Genomic DNA, 18539 nt, shown 5'->3' on the forward strand with positions numbered 1-18539 from the left:
GAACATGAACTTCTCAAAGCCCATTTACAAGCACTCCGTAATGGCGAACCTATCGATTACCCCCATTACTGCTACAAAACCCATACCCGCCTTCCGGATACTGAACGCCTAGCCCCGGCTCCGGTTATTATCCTAGAGGGCATTATGCTCTTAGCTCGCCCTGAATTATTACCCCATTATGATGTGAAAATCTTCATTGACACACCATTGGATATTTGTCTGATGCGCCGTATGATGCGGGACGTAAAAGAGCGCGGCAGAACCCTGGATTCCATCGCAAAACAGTATGAATCAACCGTAAAACCCATGTATCACCAATTCATCGAACCAAGCCGTTTTACGGCCGATGTCGTGGTAACGCAAGGGGGAAAAAACCAAATTGCCCTGGATGTGATCAAGTCACATATACAACAGGCATTACAATAATAAAGGAACATCGTTATGGTGAGTTTACTGGGCATTGCGCTGCTATTGGGCATCGCATATCTGCTTTCGTCGAACCGTTCACAGATTAATTTTAGGACTGTAGGTGGCGCATTTGCCATTCAAGCGCTCATTGGTGCGTTTATTCTGTACTTTGAGCCTGGCATTAACATGCTCCTCGCCATGACCGACTTCGTAGCCAATATCATCGGTTATAGCCAACAAGGGATCAATTTTGTTTTTGGCCCGGTTGGCGATAAATCCCTCGGTTTTATCTTCGCCTTCAACGTACTGCCCGTTATTATTTTCTTCTCTTCCCTTATTGCCGTGCTCTACTATTTAGGCGCCATGGGCTGGATCATCAATCTTATCGGCGGATTTTTGCAAAAAGTATTACGCACTAGCCGCCCAGAAAGTATGTCCGCCGCCGCCAATATTTTTGTGGGGCAAACCGAAGCGCCGTTAGTGGTTCGCCCTTTTATTCCCCATATGACCCGTTCTGAACTCTTTGCTGTAATGGTAGGAGGCTTAGCCTCCATCGCCGGTTCAGTGATGGCAGGCTATGCGGGTATGGGCGTCGAATTAAAATACCTCTTGGCAGCCAGCTTTATGGCCGCACCAGGCGGTATGCTCATGGCTAAAATTATGCTTCCGGAAACCGAAAAAGCCAAAGACGGACTGGACGAAATTGATGCCTCGGAAACGGCCTATGCCAATGTATTTGATGCCGCCGCCAGTGGTGCTGCATCGGGTTTACAGCTGGCACTGAACGTTGGCGCCATGTTACTGGCCTTCGTGGCTCTGATTGCCATGCTCAATGGTTTAATTGGCTGGGCTGGCGGTTTACTTGGCTATGAAGATGTGACTTTCCAAGCCATTCTCGGTTACCTTTTACAACCCTTAGCATGGGCTATTGGGGTCCCCTGGGATGAAGCACAACTGGCCGGCAGCTTTATTGGTCAAAAATTCGTGGTAAACGAGTTTGTGGCTTATCTTGATTTTCTTAAGCATCAAAATGAAATGTCGGATATATCCCGCGCTATTATTACCTTCGCGTTATGTGGTTTTGCTAACTTTTCATCCATCGCCATATTAATGGGTGGCATTGGTGCCATGGCACCAACACGGCGTAAAGAAATCGCTCAGCTTGGTTTAAAGGCTGTATTTGCCGCGACACTATCGAATTTAATGAGTGCAGCACTGGCTGGTTTTTACCTGTCATTAGCTTAACCCATTACAATAAAAAAGTGAGCATGGCTCACTTTTTTATTGGCCTTAAGTAGACCAAATGGTCAGTTTTGTATACATTACTGGCCAGCAAAAAATAGAATGTTGATGCAAATCAACAACGGTTTCTTTCACGAAGACAGAGATTTTTCTATAATTCGGCTGTCGTTTGAACAGGAAAATATTATGCAATTACAAGCGGTAGATTATCAGTCGCCCACAGCACAAGAAGAGTTTGTCGAATCTTTGCGGGAAACCGGATTTGGTGTACTTAAAAACCACCCTATTACGCAGGCTACGGTAACCCGTATCTATGATTCCTGGCAGACATTTTTTGATGGTGAAGAGAAAAATAACTATCTTTATAACAAAGGCACCCAAGACGGCTTCTTCCCACAAAGCGTTTCTGAAGTGGCGAAAGGGTTTACCAAAAAAGACATTAAAGAGTATTTTCATTTTTACCCATGGGGACAATGTCCTCCTGCCTTACGCCCTCAGCTTGCCGACTATTACGCCCAGGCGAATACCCTAGCCCAGGAACTGCTCGGTTGGATTGAAGCCCAATCGCCAACGGAGGTAAGCAAACATTACAGTGAGCCGCTATCCAACATGATTAAAGATAGCGATCAAACCTTACTGCGTGTTTTGCATTACCCGCCATTACAAGGTAACGAAGAGGCCGATGCCATAAGAGCCGCGGCTCACGAAGATATCAACCTCATCACGATTTTGCCTTCGGCAAATGAACCCGGGTTACAGGTACAGGCAAAAGACGGTAGCTGGATTGATGTGCCTTGCGATTTTGGTAATCTCATTGTGAATATTGGTGACATGCTGCAAGAAGCGTCGGGACATTATTTTCCGTCTACCACACACCGTGTGGTTAACCCCGATGGCGCAGACATGACCAAGTCGCGTATCTCACTGCCCCTCTTTTTACATCCTCGACCCGACGTGCTTTTGTCAGAAAGACACACCGCTCACTCCTACTTGCAAGAGAGGCTAAAAGAACTCGGTGTGATTTAACACATACAATAGCGCAAAACCCAAAAATGCCAGTTAGCTTAGCTAACTGGCATTTTTTATAAGCGACTCGTTTTAATTTGCACTTTGCAAACTGGATAACTTGGAGAGATACCTGTCTTGGTCTCGCTCATTAGGCGCATGTTTTGCGGCCAGTTTTAAATAAGCCAGTGCTTTGTCAATATCGCCAAGCTCATAATGGGCCTTGCCGATACCATAAAGGATCTCAGGCTGCGTGCGATCTAATTGTCTAGCTCGTTGGAAATACTTTAACGCCATTTCTGGCTCACCGTAATCTAATGCCTCCTCGCCAAGAATATAGTGATAAAACGGATTTGCATCCCGCTTAGCCTCTATACGCTTGCTGATCCGCCCAGCCATGCCCTTATCGCCTTGAATTTTATACAAGACCGCTAAGTTTTCCCAAGCCGTAAGGTTATTATCATTTAACCTTAGCGCTTTTTCATAACTCGCTTTAGCCGCATCGTAAGCGCCCATGCGCCGGTACACTACACCAAGATTAACCCAGGTAGAACCGAACCCATCAAACAAGGATGCCGCTTTTTTAAAATAAGCATACGCTTGGGTATTCTGTTTCGCCAATAAGGCATCGGCGCCTTTATTGTTGTAAAACATAGCGAGTACTTCATTTTGAGAAATCGCGTTTCGGGGAAAATCTGATCGTATCACCCCGGGATCGAAATCCACATCAACATGATCATCGGTGAATTGCCGGTGTTGTATATTACTTGGCAACGAAACACGAAGATTGATATGCCCGTTCAGCAGGTTCATCCCCTGTCGACGCGTCCAAAACTCCGGTATTTCCACCTCGTAAAACGTGGCATCATAACCAGCATAACGGGCCATAGCGTAAGTCATTATCGTTAATGACAAACAATTAGCCGCCTGATTGGCAAAGGTTTCAGATGCAATTGAGTTTGCATCGGTTTTGTACTGAAGTCCTAATTCAGAATGATGAAAAATCTGCCTGACTAAATTTTTAAGATTTTCGCTTTCTGATTTGGTTGTCAACTGCGTGCTTTTTACAAATCCTCGCGCATCAGCATCCAAAGCAAAAACCTCTTCGGGTGTTTCAATCTCAACAGTTTGATAATCTGGGAATAGATCATCTCGTAGTAAAACTGTATCCTTATTGTTGCTATCGGAGATTAACGTACTCTGACAGCCTGCTAACATAAAAAAAGGCAATAATATTATATATTTAATGTACAACGTACGTACCAGCATCGGCGTGTCCTCCAAACTGGGTAAGCTAGGAGATTATACATTAAAATAACAACATTTACATTTAATTCACATTGTTTATATGTTGACTCACCGTGTTTGTCCCCTTCTCACACGCCGCCAAGATCGCCGTTAAAGCTATGCAGGTTTCAGGTTTATCAATGATTAGCCTTTACAAGACCCCGTATGATTGGGCATATTTTAGGCAACAATGTGGCATTCTCACCGGAGATACAGATGAAACGTGTCGTGTTTAATCAAAAAGGTGGCGTGGGAAAGTCGACAATTAGCGCCAACTTGGCGGCACAAAGTGCCCGTCAGGGGTTTCGTACATTGCTGGTAGATCTTGATGCCCAAGGCAACAGTACTCATTACTGTGGTGTTGATATTAACGATGACGGGCTCACCGTAGCCGATATGTTTAAACAAGTTGCGGGCTGGTTTGCCAAACCTGAGCCACCCACGGCTTTTATCCGGCCGACGGCATACAATGGACTGTTTGTGTTACCGGCACACCCAAGCCTCGCTGACCTTGAGCGAGAGCTCGAAAACCGGTACAAAATGTTTAAACTCAAAGAAACCCTGGCAGAATTAGAGGACCAGTTCGATCGGGTTTATATCGACACGCCGCCAAACTTTAATTTCTATTCAAAAGCCGCCCTTATTGCCGCTGACAGCTTTTTAGTTCCCTTTGATTGCGATGATTTCTCAATACAAGCCATCGACCGTCTATTACAAAATGTGTTGGAATTGCGAGCCGATCATAATCCCAGCTTACAATTTGAAGGTATTGTCATTAACCAGTTTAATGCCCAGGCTAAACTTCCTGTTGAACTTATTGGCGCATTAAAAGCCAAATCTTTGCCGGTATTCGAGCAAAAGATCCATAGCACCGTGAAAGTAAAAGAATCACACTCCAAACGGACACCGCTTCCTTTTCTAGCGCCATCCCATAAAGTCAGCCTGCAATTTGCCAAACTTTGGGAAGAACTTGAAAAGGCAGAAACCACAAGTAAATAGGATCATGGAGCATTACTTCTAACGCTAACATCAAAGTGATCTTTTAATCCTGCTAAAACGAAACAAAAGAAAGTACATTGGGGACTACCATGTTTACGACCTATTATCTTGCCATATCAGGGCTGTGGATTGTGTGCTTAACCATCTTTATTCAAGGTTTAGTTGCGGCATTCGCTCACGCTCGTATGCCTAAGGCCATTCCCGGAAAGTTAGGAGAAGATTTGGGGCATGACTCATTTGTCTTTCGCAGCCATCGCACATTCCACAATTCGTTAGAAAATGCGCTGGTATTTGTTATACCAGCAATTTTAGCGATGTTTATTAGCGTTTCTCCCAACATACTAGGTTGCGTAGTCTGGATTTTTGCCATTGCTAGGATCCTGCATATGCTGTTGTATTACCTGATTTCTACCGATAAAAATCCCAGTCCGAGAAGCTACTTCTACCTTTTAGGTACTCTGGCAAATATGGTACTATTTATCGTTGTCGGCATTCGGCTGCTATAGGGCTAACATGGTTGTATTTCCCTTCATTTTGTCAGGAAATATAGACGTTTGGCGCATATACTTACTCAGTGTAATTCCGTATGTTGTGAATTCTTCTTTTTAGTGTTCATCTAACTGACGTACCATTTTTAGGGGAGCAGATTGCTACATCGACCAATCAACCGTTCAATTCACGACTGCAAGGTCCTGATTGTGGACGATCAAGCCTCTAGCCGGCTGGTTATCTATACGCTTCTTGAAAAGCTGGTAAAATGCGATCAGGTTGCCAGTGCACAAGAAGCATTCGAATACTGTGCCGAAGATCCACCAGATTTAATTCTGATGGATGTCTTTATGCCAGATATCAATGGTCATCAAGCCTGCAAGACGCTCAGCTCTAACCCCAAAACCCAACATATTCCGGTGATATTTGTCACAGGCTCCATATCTGATGCAGAACAAGAGAAGTGCTGGAATGCCGGTGGCGTAGATTTTGTGCAAAAGCCCGTTAATGCCACGACCCTTATTAATCGCGTTAAATCCCATCTTACGCACAAAATAAAAACCGATTTACTCGAGCATCTTATTTACACGGATCGATTAACCGGTAGCTATAATCGACATTATTTGGAAGACAGTTTGCCGGATATCACTCGTGATTCCGTTCGCGATAATACCCCCCTGTCTTTGGCAGTTTTTGATATCGATTATTTTAAGCAATTTAATGATGAATATGGTCATCTTGAAGGCGACGCCTGTTTACTGCGGCTTGCAAGAACCATCAAAGATGCTTTACTTCGGCCAATGGATCGTCTGATTCGAGTAGGCGGTGAAGAATTTTTGGTGATTTTACCTGATACCGATGAAAACGGCGCGAGTACGGTGTGTAAACGGGTGATTACAGCTATCCATCAATTAGCCATGCCCCACAAAAAATCGTCCCTTGGCAGGGTCACTATCAGCGGCGGCGCTGCCACGTATCGCCCCCATAAACCAGACACCATTGACGATATTATGCTTAAAGCCGATCAATGTTTATATAAAGCCAAAGACAATGGCAGAGATACGTTCACCTATATCGATGCCGAAGGTCGCGTTCAGGATGAAGCCCAATGAGTGATTTACCCGTTTTAGACAAGCCAAGTGCCCTTAGTCGACTAATGAATAACGAAGCACTCTATAACAAACTCATCCACATTTTTATCGAGCAAGTCAGTAATTTACCGCCTTTTCAGGCAGACATTAACAACGTTTCATCAGATTTACTGTTAGCGGTTCACTCCCTCAAAGGGTCAGCAGGAGAAATAGGCGCTAGCGCATTACATGGCGAGTTAACACGTGTAGAACATAGGATGAAATACGAGCCGGAAGAACTAACCGATTCAGACTTCCAACAGGTCAACGAACAAATCGCTCGCTTGCTTGATGTAATAGATCCCCACCGCTAAGTTTTTTTGCCACAGACAACACATAACTTAGTGATGTTTTATGTCCCAATCCCCCTTCGTCGCCCACTTAGCGAACTTTAAGAGTACTGATTTTCCCGCCCACATTACGACAACACAATAGTAGTGCCTCGAGAGAATCAGGCTTAGCAATAAGATAGCCTTGAAAGTAACGACATCCCAAGGCAATAAGCTTCTCTAGTTGCTCTTGAGTTTCTACCCCTTCGGCAACCACACCATATTCACAAATACGGGCAATAGACACAATCGCATCTACTATTACCGCGCTTTTCTCGTTATCAAGACTCCACACAAAGCTACGGTCTATTTTTAATTCATTAATGGGAATATTCAGCAAATGCTGCAATGACACATGCCCTGTACCAAAATCATCCAATGACAAGCGCACGCCTAAATCGCGCAATGCTTGAATAGACTCAAAACAAATGGTGTTCACATCAACGAAGAAAGTCTCGGTAATTTCTAAGCATAAACGCTGCGGACGCACCTTATATTGTTTAATCAAACGGGACAATTCATCGGCAAAGCGCGTATCCATCAGTTCTTTAGAAGAAATATTCACCGATAAAACAAAATTAGGCTCTTCGATTTTTGCCAAGGCTTCTACAGCCTGCTCCATGACCCAAAAATCAATCTCTCTGATTAATCCGACTTTTTCTGCCACACAAATAAACTGTTCCGGAGTGAAACTCGCTAACGGTAAGTGCTGAGTACGGATAAGCACCTCTGCGCCACATATACGCTTATCCAGGGCATCGTACATGGGCATAAACACGATATAGAACCCTTTGTTTGCCAACGCATTGCGCAACTCCTGTTCGATAAACCGCGCCTGTCGGTATTCTTTACGCAAGTAGGGTTCGTAGATTTTGTAACTGGGCTCTGCATCTAAAATAGCATCAATCGCGATGGTGGTTTGTGACAGCAATTCATCTACCGCAATACCCGGCTCTCCCCGGGTGATACCAATTTTCACGTCAAGGCGTAAATGCCCTAAGGATGAAAAGCTCACCCCCCGCTGTGACGCAGTAACCAGGTTCGCAAAAAAGGCTTCGTCGCATTCCTCCATGACCAGCAAAATATTTTCATCTTGTTTATATACTAATAATGGCCCGTCTTTACCCCCGCGACTAAACGGCAAAAAGGTGGCGCGTACTAACTCAACCACCGTTTCACGAGAAAACTCCCGTTGCAACGCACGAAAATTACGAATGCGAATATTGACCAAGGTCATGGGCGATTTTATAGCATCAGGAAAGCGGTTTTTAAACCCAGTTAGATTGAGCATGCCCATTTCGCTGTTATAGTGATTGAGGGTTTTTAAGCGCGACAATTCTCGCTTTTTCAGCCACAGAAAATGGCCAACAAAAATCAGGGTAGAAACGGGCCAGATTAGCGCAAGTAGCGCATTTACCACAGATTCGGTGATGATCTCCTGCACAAACACCAGTTTTTTAATCTGTATTTCATATTTACCCGGAGAGATAGCATTAGGGCCCGTAGGCAGATAAACCGAAACACTCACCACCTCAGAAAAATCCGCAGTGGCTATTTCATAGGGCACATCGTAGTTACGTTGCCACCAGCCATCGAGGGTAAACCTGTTCGCATCGATTTGCTGTACCCCATCGGGGTCAAAACGCACTGACTGAAAGCGTGTGGTACCAAAATCACCATCGATATAGTCTCTGTCGGGACGTAAAGAACGCAATGTTATTCCGAGCCCTTCATGAATATTTTTCCGCGTTGAGTTGGCCGAGGCATCGACAATAATATATTTCAGACGTGAAAAAGAAGGATAGCGCCCCGTCCTGGGATCTTTAGGTAAATAGAATTTTAGGCCACATGACTCATTTTTCTGGGGAACACTGATGGCGCATTCCAAAGAAATACCATTGTTGGTATCGTACCTATATGAACTTTCTTTGATATAGCCGACCACATTCGTATTATTATAGTTGGCAATAATATCCTGATGTTTCAGATTCACCGGCAAATGACAAAATAACACCAAAAACAGGCTCGCCAATGAAAGCCCAAGAAACAAATATTTGTATCTGTGGAGGCTTTCCATTGTGTTTTTTGGCGAAATTGGCGCTCTATATCCCATTAACCCGTCATCGCAATATTTATTAATCCAATTAAATGTATTGGCCTAAGTCAATGATTGTAATGAACTGCCCGGTTATTTAAGTATAATTTTCCATAACCAATTATGACTAAATACTGAAAAAACGGGACTTACGTATAAAAAACAAGACACATTGAAACTGACTTGTTGTCTATGTTCATTACCACATTACGCCACCTGCATTCATTAACCAAGGACTAAACAAGCCCATAGCCTATTTGTTTATTCCATTTAATGCTAAGTAAGTATGTAGATGTCAACGTAAGCTTTAAGAAAGGGTGCTGGATAAAGACAGCCTTTAAATGGGATATAACAAAATTTATTGAAGATAACGAGAGAGATAACAGGCAGAGTAACCCGTTAAAAAAAGAAATGGTGCCCAGAGGCGGACTTGAACCGCCACGCCCGTTAGAGCACTAGCACCTGAAGCTAGCGTGTCTACCAATTTCACCACCTGGGCAACGCGAGACATACTGAGTAGATACCCTGCCTCACTGTGGGTGCGCAATTTACGGATATTCGATGACATTGTCAATCCACAAGGTCATATTTTTTTCATTTTCCGCACCGAAAGGGCCCGTGTGTGCAACAAATCCCCAATTTTAACCTCTCGATTACCATTTAGGGCATGATTCTGAGCAAACCATAATTGCATGGTCGCCATGGCGTCATCCAATGCATTATGAGCAGGAGCAGCGGGCAAATCCAAACGCTGACGACAAACCGACAAGGTGGCACTGTTGGGCGGTAAAACCTCATGATGCTTTTTTAGCTGGTATACCGCCAATTGCAATGTATCCAAATACACAATATCCGGGCAGTCTATTCCGGTTTGATGAAAGACTCGCTCTAACATCCCCAAATCCAGACTTGCGTTGTGACACAACCACAAATGTGTGTCTGCGTATTGGCACAGCACCTTTAATACCTCACGAATATGCATGCCTGCCGCAGCATCTTCTTCGGTAATACCGTGAATAACCGGACTTTGGGCGTAATCCCCTTTCGCTCGGGTAACCGAATAAAAACATCGACTTAGGTTAATACTGTTGTTTTTACCTTCCACCCAGCCTACTGAAGTGATTTTGGCGGTATTCACATTAAGCGACGTCAATTCCAGGTCCACCGCCAACAAAGGCACATCTTTGATGACTCTATTCTGCCAAGACGTCGGCAAGGCCGGTAACCCCCTGAGGAACTGTTTTATGGCTGCAAACATGAGTTAACTCATTCCTCCGGAAAAATTCATCACTGCCGCCTGTTGCGCTCGCTCAATGGCTTTAAATGCGGCCTTTAGCTGATGCCTCTCGATGGACGATAATGACGACACCGGTACTCGATTATCTGTCACGTTATTGGCTAACTGATGGCGCCAGCGCAACCGATTTAAGAACAACCAGATATCACGAAGGTTTTGGGCATCTTTGGTGGACAACCCTGAGCCAGCCGGCAAGGCCGCCAAACGGCCTAAGGTAGAAGGCATGGTGAGACCATTTGCCAATGCATAAATACGCGCTAAATTATTAATAATCGCAATGGCTTTGACCTTAAGATCAATGGTATCTCCTTGTTTATAGCCTTTCTCATACACAAATTTTTGAAACATCGACAAAGGAACAGGAGTATCGTTGTTGTGTCTTGCCAACGCCGCTAAGAACATCTTTTGTTGTAAAAGTGGCATCCGGGCCTGTTGCAGACGCTGAAAAAGGCTGCTATCACCGGCAGCACAACGGGCATCGAGGAATATATTAAAATGCATAATGGCGGCGGGTGTCGGTGCATTGACCCAGTTTTGCGCCTCCTCTTTTGCAGCATCCAAGGACAAACGAAGGTCCGGATTTGAAGCCATAATATTGCCATCACACAATTTAATACCGCATTTGCCCAACCCGTTACAAACGTAGTTTGCCATGGCTTCAAAATACGCACTTTCCGTTTCATTTGGCGTACGGGCAAGTAACAAGCTGTTATCCTGATCAGAGCCCATGGTTTGATCTTCCCGGGCTTGGGAGCCATACACCACCCAGCTATAACCAAAGGGCGCCGGTCCGTGCTCCCGCTGAAAAAAACCAATCAGTTTTCGAGTCATAATATCGGTGGCCTGAGACAGCACTTTACCGGCAATATCAAAGTCTCCTGGGCGCTTCGCGTGAGTAGCAAAATAGTGGGGCATTTGCCATGAAGAACGAATAAGCTCATATAAATTATCCGCTTTCGATAATTCTCCAATAATAAACAGCACATTGCCTTTTTGATATCGCACGATATCCGTGGCCGTAACCATTCCCACAGGTTGTTGGCTATGGCGGTCGATAACCGGTAGATGATGAATATTTCTTTCACTCATCAGCGACATGGCATCAAAAAGCGTGCGATGCTGAAAAATTTTCGCCGGCGCGGTTGTCATAATACTGGCCACAGCATGGGACACATCCGCCGCTTGGGCCACCACCCTATTGCGTAAATCCCGGTCGGTCACAATACCCACCAGTTTGTCATCACGGGTAATAAGCAATGAGGAGACCTTGTGTTCCGCCATGATCTTGGCTGCCTGGTGAATGGAAACGGATTCGGATGCCTTTACCGGTAGCCCTTCTATGAGTTCATGCAAGGGTTTGTATAACCACATGGAATTTGAGTCGACCACCGCTTGATTTTGCAGCGCGTTTTCCCGGCTACCGTGGAAAAAATCTGCCACACTCACGTAGGCCAAGGTTTTTTTAAAGCTTTGGGCAGTAAAACAAAAGACCAACCCCGGTTTATCCACCGTTACTTTGAGCGGATAATCCGTTTCATCGAGTATTTGGTGATAACCAAAGTAATCCCCTTCACTGAGGTGGCGTTGTGTATTGGGAGAATCTTCCACTGAAAATTGCCCATTTTGAATCAGAAACAATCGTCCCTTATTCTCCTTGAGTAACTCGTCTTTGTTGTTTCCAGTGAGATAAACGAGACTGGCATCGTGGGCGAATGCAGCCATATCCTGCTCAGGCAGTTTATCGAAAGGAGCGGATGTTTTTAGAAAATCCAACACTTGCTGAGGAAGTACGTCCATCGTAAAGCCTCCGGATGACCCATGGTCAAATATATGTGTCAGGATAAACCTGTGTGGGTAAAACTAGATAAGGCTCACCCCAAAAGGTGAGCCTTTTTGTAACATCATTTTGTTAGCGCCAAGGATTAGTGCGCTGAAGCAGCACCGGATCCTTTGGGATAACGAATATCTTCTACCATTTGTTGGATTTCTTCTGGCGCATCGCCGGTCAATTTAAAGACCACAAACGCCACTATGAAATTCACCAACATACCAAATGTGCCAATACCTTCAGGCGAAATACCAAACCACCAATTGTCAGGAGTATTAGCCGCTGGATTCACAAATTTAAAGTAAATGATGTATGCCGCTGTAAACGCAATGCCCGCAACCATACCGGATACTGCACCTTTGCCGTTCATCCGCTTGCTAAAGATCCCCATAATAATGGCAGGGAAGAAGCTGGATGCGGCAAGTCCAAAGGCGAAGGCGACCACCTGCGCCACAAATCCGGGCGGATTCACCCCAAAGTAACCGGCAATCACAATGGCTACCCCCGCAGCTAAGCGTGCATAAAACAGCTCGGCCTTATCGGTGATATTGGGCGCAAAATTACGTTTTAATAAATCATGAGACACTGAGGTTGAGATCACCAGCAGTAAGCCTGCTGAGGTAGACAATGCCGCCGCTACGCCTCCGGCAGCCACCAGTGCAATAACCCAAGCTGGTAAGTTGGCAATTTCAGGGTTAGCCAGCACCATGATATCCCGGTCCACATCCACTTCATTTGGACTGGTTGGATCATCAATACTGCCCGCCGCATAAAACATTTTGCCATCACCATTTTTGTCTTTAAATGTGATAAGGCCGGTTTTCTCCCAGTTTTTTATCCAAGCCGGTGCCTCAGCATAACTGGTTCCCGCCATATCCTTACCATTAATGGTTTCAATCATGTTTACCCGACCAAATGACGCCAGTGCAGGTGCGGTGGTGTATAGAATCGCGATAAATAGTAACGCCCAGCCAGCAGATTTACGGGCATCACGGACTTTAGGTACGGTAAAGAAACGTACGATAACATGAGGTAAACCAGCGGTACCTACCATCAACGCAAAGGTAATAAAGAACACATCAATGGTACTCTTCGACCCATCGGTGTACTCATTAAAGCCAAGTTCCGTGGATAAGTTATCCAGCTTGTCTAGCATATATACCCCCGACCCGTCAGCCAAGGTGGCACCAAACGCGGTTTGCGGCAAGATATGACCTGTTACCATCATAGAGATAAAGACCACAGGCACCAGGTAGGCAAAAATTAACACACAATACTGAGCAACCTGGGTATAGGTAATGCCTTTCATGCCGCCTAAAACCGTATAGAAAAAGACAATGGCCATACCAATGATAACGCCGCTTACGATGTCCACTTCTAAGAAGCGACTGAACACCACGCCGACACCACGCATTTGTCCGGCAACATAGGTGAAGCTGACGAAGATGGCACAGAATACAGCAACGGTTCGGGCTGTTTGGGAGTAGTAGCGGTCACCGATGAAATCCGGTACAGTAAATTTACCGAACTTACGCAGGTAAGGCGCAAGACACAGGGCAAGTAGCACGTATCCACCGGTCCATCCCATCAGGTAAACGGCACCGTCGTATCCCATAAAGGAAATGAGACCGGCCATTGATATAAACGATGCGGCCGACATCCAGTCAGCGGCGGTTGCCATACCGTTTAAAACAGGGTGTACACCGCCACCGGCGACGTAAAATTCGTTGGTTGAACCGGCTCGGGCCCAAATGGCAATAGCAATGTATAGCGCAAACGACGCACCGACAATAATAAAGGTTAATAATTGAACATCCATGATTTTACTCCTCGTCGACGCCGTATTTTTTATCCAGCGCATTCATTTTTGCCATGTAGACAAAAATAAGAGCGACAAATATATAAATGGAACCTTGTTGTGCAAACCAGAAGCCTAATTTGAATCCAAAAAACCGGATCTCATTTAACGCATCGGCAAAAATAACGCCGGCGCCAAATGATACAACAAACCATACAACCAACAATTTGACGAGGAGGGAGATATTCTCCTTCCAATACGCCGTTTTGTCGTCTTCATTTCTAAATGCCATCTTTACGTCCTCGTATAAGGTTAAATGGATGTTTTATTTTTACATTTATCTAACGACTGGCTTTTTGAGCGCGCACTGCCAAACAAAAAGAGGTCTTTTCCCGCAAAGATCGCGCAAAAAGCCTGTCGCATCTTGGTTTTTCTATACTCTAGACGGCACGAGCCTATGGAGAAATGAGACCATGGTCGTAGGTTGCAAACTAAGCGACTGGGTATAATACACACAGATTTGTTAAAGGAATGTATACAGAACAATGACATTTGCATGGGTTTCGCTAGCACTGGCCTATCTTTTTTTACTTTTTTATATTGCCAGTTGGGGAGATAGAAATTCACCCACCGCAAGGTGGCTAACGTCACACCCTGCGATTTACTCGTTGGCGTTGGCAATTTACTGCACAGCATGGACATTTTTTGGTGCGGTGGGTCAGGCGAGTCGTGATACGTGGATTTACTTGCCCATTCTTCTGGGGCCAGTACTGGTTTATGTGTTGGGGTATAAGTTTATTTATAAGCTAACCTTGGTTAGCAAAAAGCAACGCATCAACACCATTGCCGATTTTATTGCCTCCCGCTATGGCAAACGTCAAGGTGTTGCCCTGCTGGTTACACTTATCGCCTTACTGGCAACCATTCCTTATATCGCATTACAATTAAAGGCCATTGGTTCAACCTTTCAGCTGTTAACACAGCAATCCAGCAGCCATTTTATTATTATTGTCGCCACCACATTTATTGCCGTTTTTGCCATTTATTTTGGGACCAAGCAAGCGGATGTGACCGAATATCGCCGGGGCCTGATGTTGGCCATCTCCTTCGAGTCATCCATCAAGCTTACCGCCCTCGTTTTGGTGGCCATCGTCGGTTATCGTGCCTGGCAAGCCGGCGATGCACCACAACAATATAATGTGTTTTTTAGCGAAGCCGCCCTTTCCCAGTTCGGCTCTTATTCATTTATAGCCCAAACCATTATGGCGGCTGCCGCTGTGGTCTGCTTGCCTCGTCAGTTCCACGTTGCCATCATCGATAATTTAAGTTTGGGACACTTAAAAACGGCGCGCTGGCTATTTCCTCTATACCTTACGGTTATAGCGGCGGTGATCCCGGTTATCGCCATTGCTGGTAACGCCCTATTTGCTGGGCAAAACATAGAGCCAGATACCTATGTGTTGTCCATGGCCATTTACTCAGAGTCCCCACTTTTACAAGTTATCGTTTTTATTGGCGGGCTGTCTGCGGCCACAGCCATGATCATTGTTGCCACCTTAACCCTGAGCACCATGCTTACTAACGATGTCATCTTGCCCCGGGTTTTATTGTTTAAATCCGGTGGTCCACGTCACAACGACTACGGTAAACGCATTCGCCTTATACGTCGGGTGGTGATTGGCCTGATCTTACTTTTAGCCTTCTTCTATCATCAACAAATGACCAACAGCCGTTCGTTACACTCTATTGGTCTTATTGCGTTTTCCCTGGTTATTCAACTGTTACCGGCGGTCATTGGCGGACTGTACTGGAAAAGAGCTCATGCCCATGGGGTGTATGCAGGATTAGTCGCTGGCTTAGTTACCTGGGTATTGTGGTTGGTTCTGCCACTAATCAATGGGTCGAACACGCCGTTGGAACAAAACGAACAAATCAGTCAGGGGGCGCTGTTAAGTTTAGTGATCAATACGGCGGCCTATATTGGTTTTTCCCTGTTTGCCCTTCCCCGCTTGGTTGATCGCATTCAGGCCGAAGCTTTTGTTTCCCCCACCGATACGCGCAGTGGCTCAAACCGTCGGCCAAATACCAATGTCACCATCTCCGATCTGATCACCTTGCTTACCACCTTTATGGGCAAGGGGCGTTGTGAACAATTGGTAGACGAATACCAACATTTAAATCATTGTAAAATTAATAGAGACGAATCGCCCGATGAATCCTTTATGGCTTTTGCCGAACGAGCCCTCGGCGGCGTCATCGGTGCCTCCAGTGCCAAGGCCCTTATCGATTCCATTCTCAAAGGCAAAAAACTCGATTTTACCGAGATCATCAACTTCTTCGATGACACAACACAGGCCATGCAGTTTAACATGACGGCCTTGCTGACTTCGCTGGAGAACATGGATCAAGGTATTAGTGTTATCGACAAACACCTTAATCTGGTTGCCTGGAACAAGCGCTATTCCATGTTGTTTAACTATCCCGAGGAGCTGCTTGCCGTCGGTACCCCTATCGAAAAACTGGTGCGCTATAACGCAGAACAAGGGGAGTTCGGCATTGGCAATGTTGAGGATAAAATTGAAAAACGTCTGGAGCATTTGCGCTCCGGAACACCCCATCGCTTTACACGGCAACGGAGTAATGGTCGGGTTATTGAAATGGTTGGTAATCCCCTTCCCGGTGGCGGATTCGTTACCAGTTTTAATGACATTACCGGGCACATAGAAATTCAACAGGCCTTGGAAGAATCGAATATCGATTTGGAAGCGCGGATAAAAAAACGTACCGAGGAAGTGCATTCTATCAATGCGGAGTTAAGGCTGGAAATAGAGCGGCGCTCGGGGGCTGAGCAGGAATTGATCCGCGCCCGCAAAGCCGCCGAAGAAGCCAATGCCAGCAAAACCCGCTTTCTTGCGCTTGCCAGCCATGACGTTTTACAACCCCTAAACGCGGCAAAGCTGTATGTCACTGCCTTACAAGAGGCTGACTTATCTCCGTCGGTTCGAGACATTGTTACCCGTCTTGATCATTCTGTAACCTCAAGCGAAGCACTCATTGGCACCTTGCTGGATATTGCCCGCCTTGATCAAGGGGAGCTTAAACCCACCATTAAAGCGGTACATGTGCCCGCCTTATTTGCCCCTCTCGTCGATGAATTACGCATGCAAGCCAATGAAAAAGGGCTTCAATTACGCACCCGAATACGGGACTGCTGGGTGTTAGCCGATAAAACCTTCTTGTACCGTATTATTCAAAACTTGTTGTCTAATGCAGTGAAATACACCGATGAGGGCAAGGTATTGCTTTCCGTTCGCCCCCGTAGTGACCGGGTTATTATTGAAGTCAGAGATACCGGCATTGGCATTTCTGCCGAACAACAAGGCATGATCTTCAGCGATTTTTACCGCACCCACGATTCTACCGAGCACGGCGTTGGATTGGGCTTGGGCGTTGTACGTCGTTTAAGTCAACAAATGCAAAGTAAAATAGACGTTATCTCTACCCCCGGCAAGGGAAGTTGTTTTCGGCTGGAGCTGGGTAAGGCATCACCCAGACGCCAGACAAATCAGGAGAAACTCAGTAAAACCGCCACGTTCCAGGGATTACGGGTTATGTGTGTTGACGATCAGCAAGAAAACCTGGACGCCCTTCGCACCTTACTGGAAAAATGGGGGGTTACTGTCGTATTGGCCAACAATTGGGATGAGGCTTTACGTCAGGCTGACCTCTTTGCACCGCAGATTTTACTTATGGATTATCAACTTGGTCCCAACTTAAATGGGCTTGATTTAATCGAAGCCATTCGTCAGCATCTAAACATTGTGGTGCCCGCCTCTTTGGTTACCGCCAATCAGGAAGAAGCACTTGTTGCCCAATGTAAGGCCCAGGGAGTTAATTATCTGACCAAGCCATTAAAACCGGCAAAACTGCGGGCATTACTACAAAGTTTAACCCGTCATATTAAGGACGGTCAGTCCCGTTAGTCGGTATAACCGGCTCATCTGCCACCGCAGGCTCAGGTGATAAGGGCGTAGAGGCATTGGTCACCTTTCCTAACGTGCCCCATTTTCCTTTTGGATTAATTAATATGGGACGCGTAAGGATAAGGTTATTGGGATATAACACGGTTTCGCGATCCTGAGTCACAAGACGGGTATTAAAAAGATTAATATCGGCAATGTAGCCTTCGATGAAATTGTCACCGTCGAGCACACGAATGTAATTACCCCGACGATAAGTGACGTTGGTGAGCAGTATAAAATAGGCGGTAACGTTACTGATCAACGACCAACTGGCGAATAATGCGACCCCCAGCATAGTAAGAATCGACGTAGACAACACCAGTAAACCGGAGATATCCACACCCCAGGCCAGTAAAATAAGAGCAAGGGTAATAAGGGCGCTAAGAATACGCGCAGCAAACAAACCGTTTAGTGCACTGGAGGATTTTAACTTGCTTTTCTCAACGCTCTTTTCTAATCGGGGAATGGCAAACCGTGTCATCACGATATAGAGCAACAGCATGACGACGGTCCAGATAAGATTGATCTGATAACTCAATAACCAGTCGATGAGTTGCTCAAGCCAGGGCATAGTGTTTTCCTGTAAGGTAATTGCCATCGTTCCTTTAGG

The 18539-nt window shown here is 45.6% G+C and carries 15 protein-coding genes and 1 tRNA gene; 8 read left to right on the forward strand and 8 right to left on the reverse strand.

Going from position 1 to position 18539, the window contains the following annotated elements:
- The 3 genes from udk to V5298_RS05970 form a co-directional block, all read left to right on the forward strand.
- Positions 1-426: uridine kinase (gene udk / locus V5298_RS05960; RefSeq protein ID WP_332930556.1), on the forward strand; the 426-nt coding region annotated here is incomplete at its 5' end.
- Positions 427-441: 15 nt separating this feature from the next.
- The gene (locus V5298_RS05965; RefSeq protein ID WP_332930557.1) at positions 442-1653 is read left to right on the forward strand and encodes a NupC/NupG family nucleoside CNT transporter; all 1212 of its coding nucleotides are present in this window, start codon (positions 442-444) and stop codon (positions 1651-1653) included.
- 183 nt (positions 1654-1836) lie between these two features.
- Entirely contained in the window at positions 1837-2676 is an 840-nt protein-coding gene (locus V5298_RS05970; RefSeq protein ID WP_332930558.1) for an isopenicillin N synthase family dioxygenase, read from the forward strand.
- A 72-nt stretch (positions 2677-2748) separates the two neighbouring features.
- Here V5298_RS05970 and V5298_RS05975 read toward each other — a convergent pair whose 3' ends face one another.
- Positions 2749-3708, reverse strand: a complete 960-nt coding sequence (locus tag V5298_RS05975) for a tetratricopeptide repeat protein (protein ID WP_332930559.1) — start codon at positions 3706-3708, stop codon at positions 2749-2751.
- Between the two features lie 450 nt (positions 3709-4158).
- Between V5298_RS05975 and V5298_RS05980 the strand changes: the two genes are divergently transcribed.
- The 4 genes from V5298_RS05980 (at position 4159) to V5298_RS05995 (ending at position 6874) form a co-directional block, all read left to right on the forward strand.
- Entirely contained in the window at positions 4159-4941 is a 783-nt protein-coding gene (locus tag V5298_RS05980) for a ParA family protein (protein ID WP_332930560.1), read from the forward strand.
- Positions 4942-5030: 89 nt separating this feature from the next.
- On the forward strand, positions 5031-5447 hold the full coding sequence (locus V5298_RS05985) for an MAPEG family protein (protein WP_332930561.1): 417 nt from the start codon (positions 5031-5033) through the stop codon (positions 5445-5447).
- Positions 5448-5639: 192 nt separating this feature from the next.
- Positions 5640-6542, forward strand: coding sequence for a diguanylate cyclase (locus tag V5298_RS05990; RefSeq protein ID WP_332930562.1), 903 nt, complete (start codon positions 5640-5642; stop codon positions 6540-6542).
- The gene (locus tag V5298_RS05995; RefSeq protein ID WP_332930563.1) at positions 6539-6874 is read left to right on the forward strand and encodes an Hpt domain-containing protein; all 336 of its coding nucleotides are present in this window, start codon (positions 6539-6541) and stop codon (positions 6872-6874) included. The genes V5298_RS05990 and V5298_RS05995 overlap by 4 nt, the downstream gene beginning before the upstream one ends.
- A gap of 67 nt (positions 6875-6941) precedes the next feature.
- Here V5298_RS05995 and V5298_RS06000 read toward each other — a convergent pair whose 3' ends face one another.
- From V5298_RS06000 to V5298_RS06025, 6 genes are all read right to left on the reverse strand, one after another.
- Complete coding sequence (locus V5298_RS06000; RefSeq protein ID WP_332930564.1) at positions 6942-8921, reverse strand: EAL domain-containing protein; 1980 nt, start codon at positions 8919-8921, stop codon at positions 6942-6944.
- Positions 8922-9396: 475 nt separating this feature from the next.
- A tRNA-Leu gene (locus tag V5298_RS06005) sits at positions 9397-9483 on the reverse strand.
- Between the two features lie 84 nt (positions 9484-9567).
- Positions 9568-10242, reverse strand: a complete 675-nt coding sequence (locus tag V5298_RS06010) for a 3'-5' exonuclease (protein ID WP_332930565.1) — start codon at positions 10240-10242, stop codon at positions 9568-9570.
- A 3-nt stretch (positions 10243-10245) separates the two neighbouring features.
- A complete protein-coding gene (locus V5298_RS06015) occupies positions 10246-12078 on the reverse strand; it encodes a putative nucleotidyltransferase substrate binding domain-containing protein (RefSeq protein WP_332930566.1) in 1833 nt (610 codons plus the stop codon).
- A 125-nt stretch (positions 12079-12203) separates the two neighbouring features.
- Complete coding sequence (locus V5298_RS06020) at positions 12204-13928, reverse strand: sodium:solute symporter family protein (protein WP_332930567.1); 1725 nt, start codon at positions 13926-13928, stop codon at positions 12204-12206.
- A gap of 4 nt (positions 13929-13932) precedes the next feature.
- The gene (locus V5298_RS06025) at positions 13933-14199 is read right to left on the reverse strand and encodes a DUF4212 domain-containing protein (RefSeq protein WP_332930568.1); all 267 of its coding nucleotides are present in this window, start codon (positions 14197-14199) and stop codon (positions 13933-13935) included.
- 253 nt (positions 14200-14452) lie between these two features.
- Between V5298_RS06025 and V5298_RS06030 the strand changes: the two genes are divergently transcribed.
- A complete protein-coding gene (locus V5298_RS06030; RefSeq protein ID WP_332930569.1) occupies positions 14453-17890 on the forward strand; it encodes a PAS domain-containing hybrid sensor histidine kinase/response regulator in 3438 nt (1145 codons plus the stop codon).
- Here V5298_RS06030 and V5298_RS06035 read toward each other — a convergent pair.
- Positions 17868-18527 (reverse strand): mechanosensitive ion channel family protein, encoded by a 660-nt coding sequence (locus V5298_RS06035; protein ID WP_332930570.1) that lies wholly within the window; start codon positions 18525-18527, stop codon positions 17868-17870. The genes V5298_RS06030 and V5298_RS06035 overlap by 23 nt on opposite strands.
- Between the last annotated feature and the right edge of the window lie 12 nt (positions 18528-18539).

The organism is Alteromonas sp. 14N.309.X.WAT.G.H12, assembly GCF_036697315.1.
In the GTDB taxonomy this organism is placed as follows: Bacteria; Pseudomonadota; Gammaproteobacteria; order Enterobacterales; family Alteromonadaceae; genus Alteromonas.

What these genes read in the sequence shown, in the direction of transcription:
- V5298_RS05965 (WP_332930557.1), top strand. Translation starts at nt 442, where the DNA reads ATGGTGAGTTTACTGGGCATTGCGCTGCTATTGGGCATCGCATATCTG.
- V5298_RS05970 (WP_332930558.1), top strand. Translation starts at nt 1,837, where the DNA reads ATGCAATTACAAGCGGTAGATTATCAGTCGCCCACAGCACAAGAAGAG.
- V5298_RS05980 (WP_332930560.1), top strand. Translation starts at nt 4,159, where the DNA reads ATGAAACGTGTCGTGTTTAATCAAAAAGGTGGCGTGGGAAAGTCGACA.
- V5298_RS05985 (WP_332930561.1), top strand. Translation starts at nt 5,031, where the DNA reads ATGTTTACGACCTATTATCTTGCCATATCAGGGCTGTGGATTGTGTGC.
- V5298_RS05995 (WP_332930563.1), top strand. Translation starts at nt 6,539, where the DNA reads ATGAGTGATTTACCCGTTTTAGACAAGCCAAGTGCCCTTAGTCGACTA.
- V5298_RS06010 (WP_332930565.1), bottom strand. Translation starts at nt 10,242, where the DNA reads ATGTTTGCAGCCATAAAACAGTTCCTCAGGGGGTTACCGGCCTTGCCG.
- V5298_RS06015 (WP_332930566.1), bottom strand. Translation starts at nt 12,078, where the DNA reads ATGGACGTACTTCCTCAGCAAGTGTTGGATTTTCTAAAAACATCCGCT.
- V5298_RS06020 (WP_332930567.1), bottom strand. Translation starts at nt 13,928, where the DNA reads ATGGATGTTCAATTATTAACCTTTATTATTGTCGGTGCGTCGTTTGCG.
- V5298_RS06025 (WP_332930568.1), bottom strand. Translation starts at nt 14,199, where the DNA reads ATGGCATTTAGAAATGAAGACGACAAAACGGCGTATTGGAAGGAGAAT.
- V5298_RS06030 (WP_332930569.1), top strand. Translation starts at nt 14,453, where the DNA reads ATGACATTTGCATGGGTTTCGCTAGCACTGGCCTATCTTTTTTTACTT.
- V5298_RS06035 (WP_332930570.1), bottom strand. Translation starts at nt 18,527, where the DNA reads ATGGCAATTACCTTACAGGAAAACACTATGCCCTGGCTTGAGCAACTC.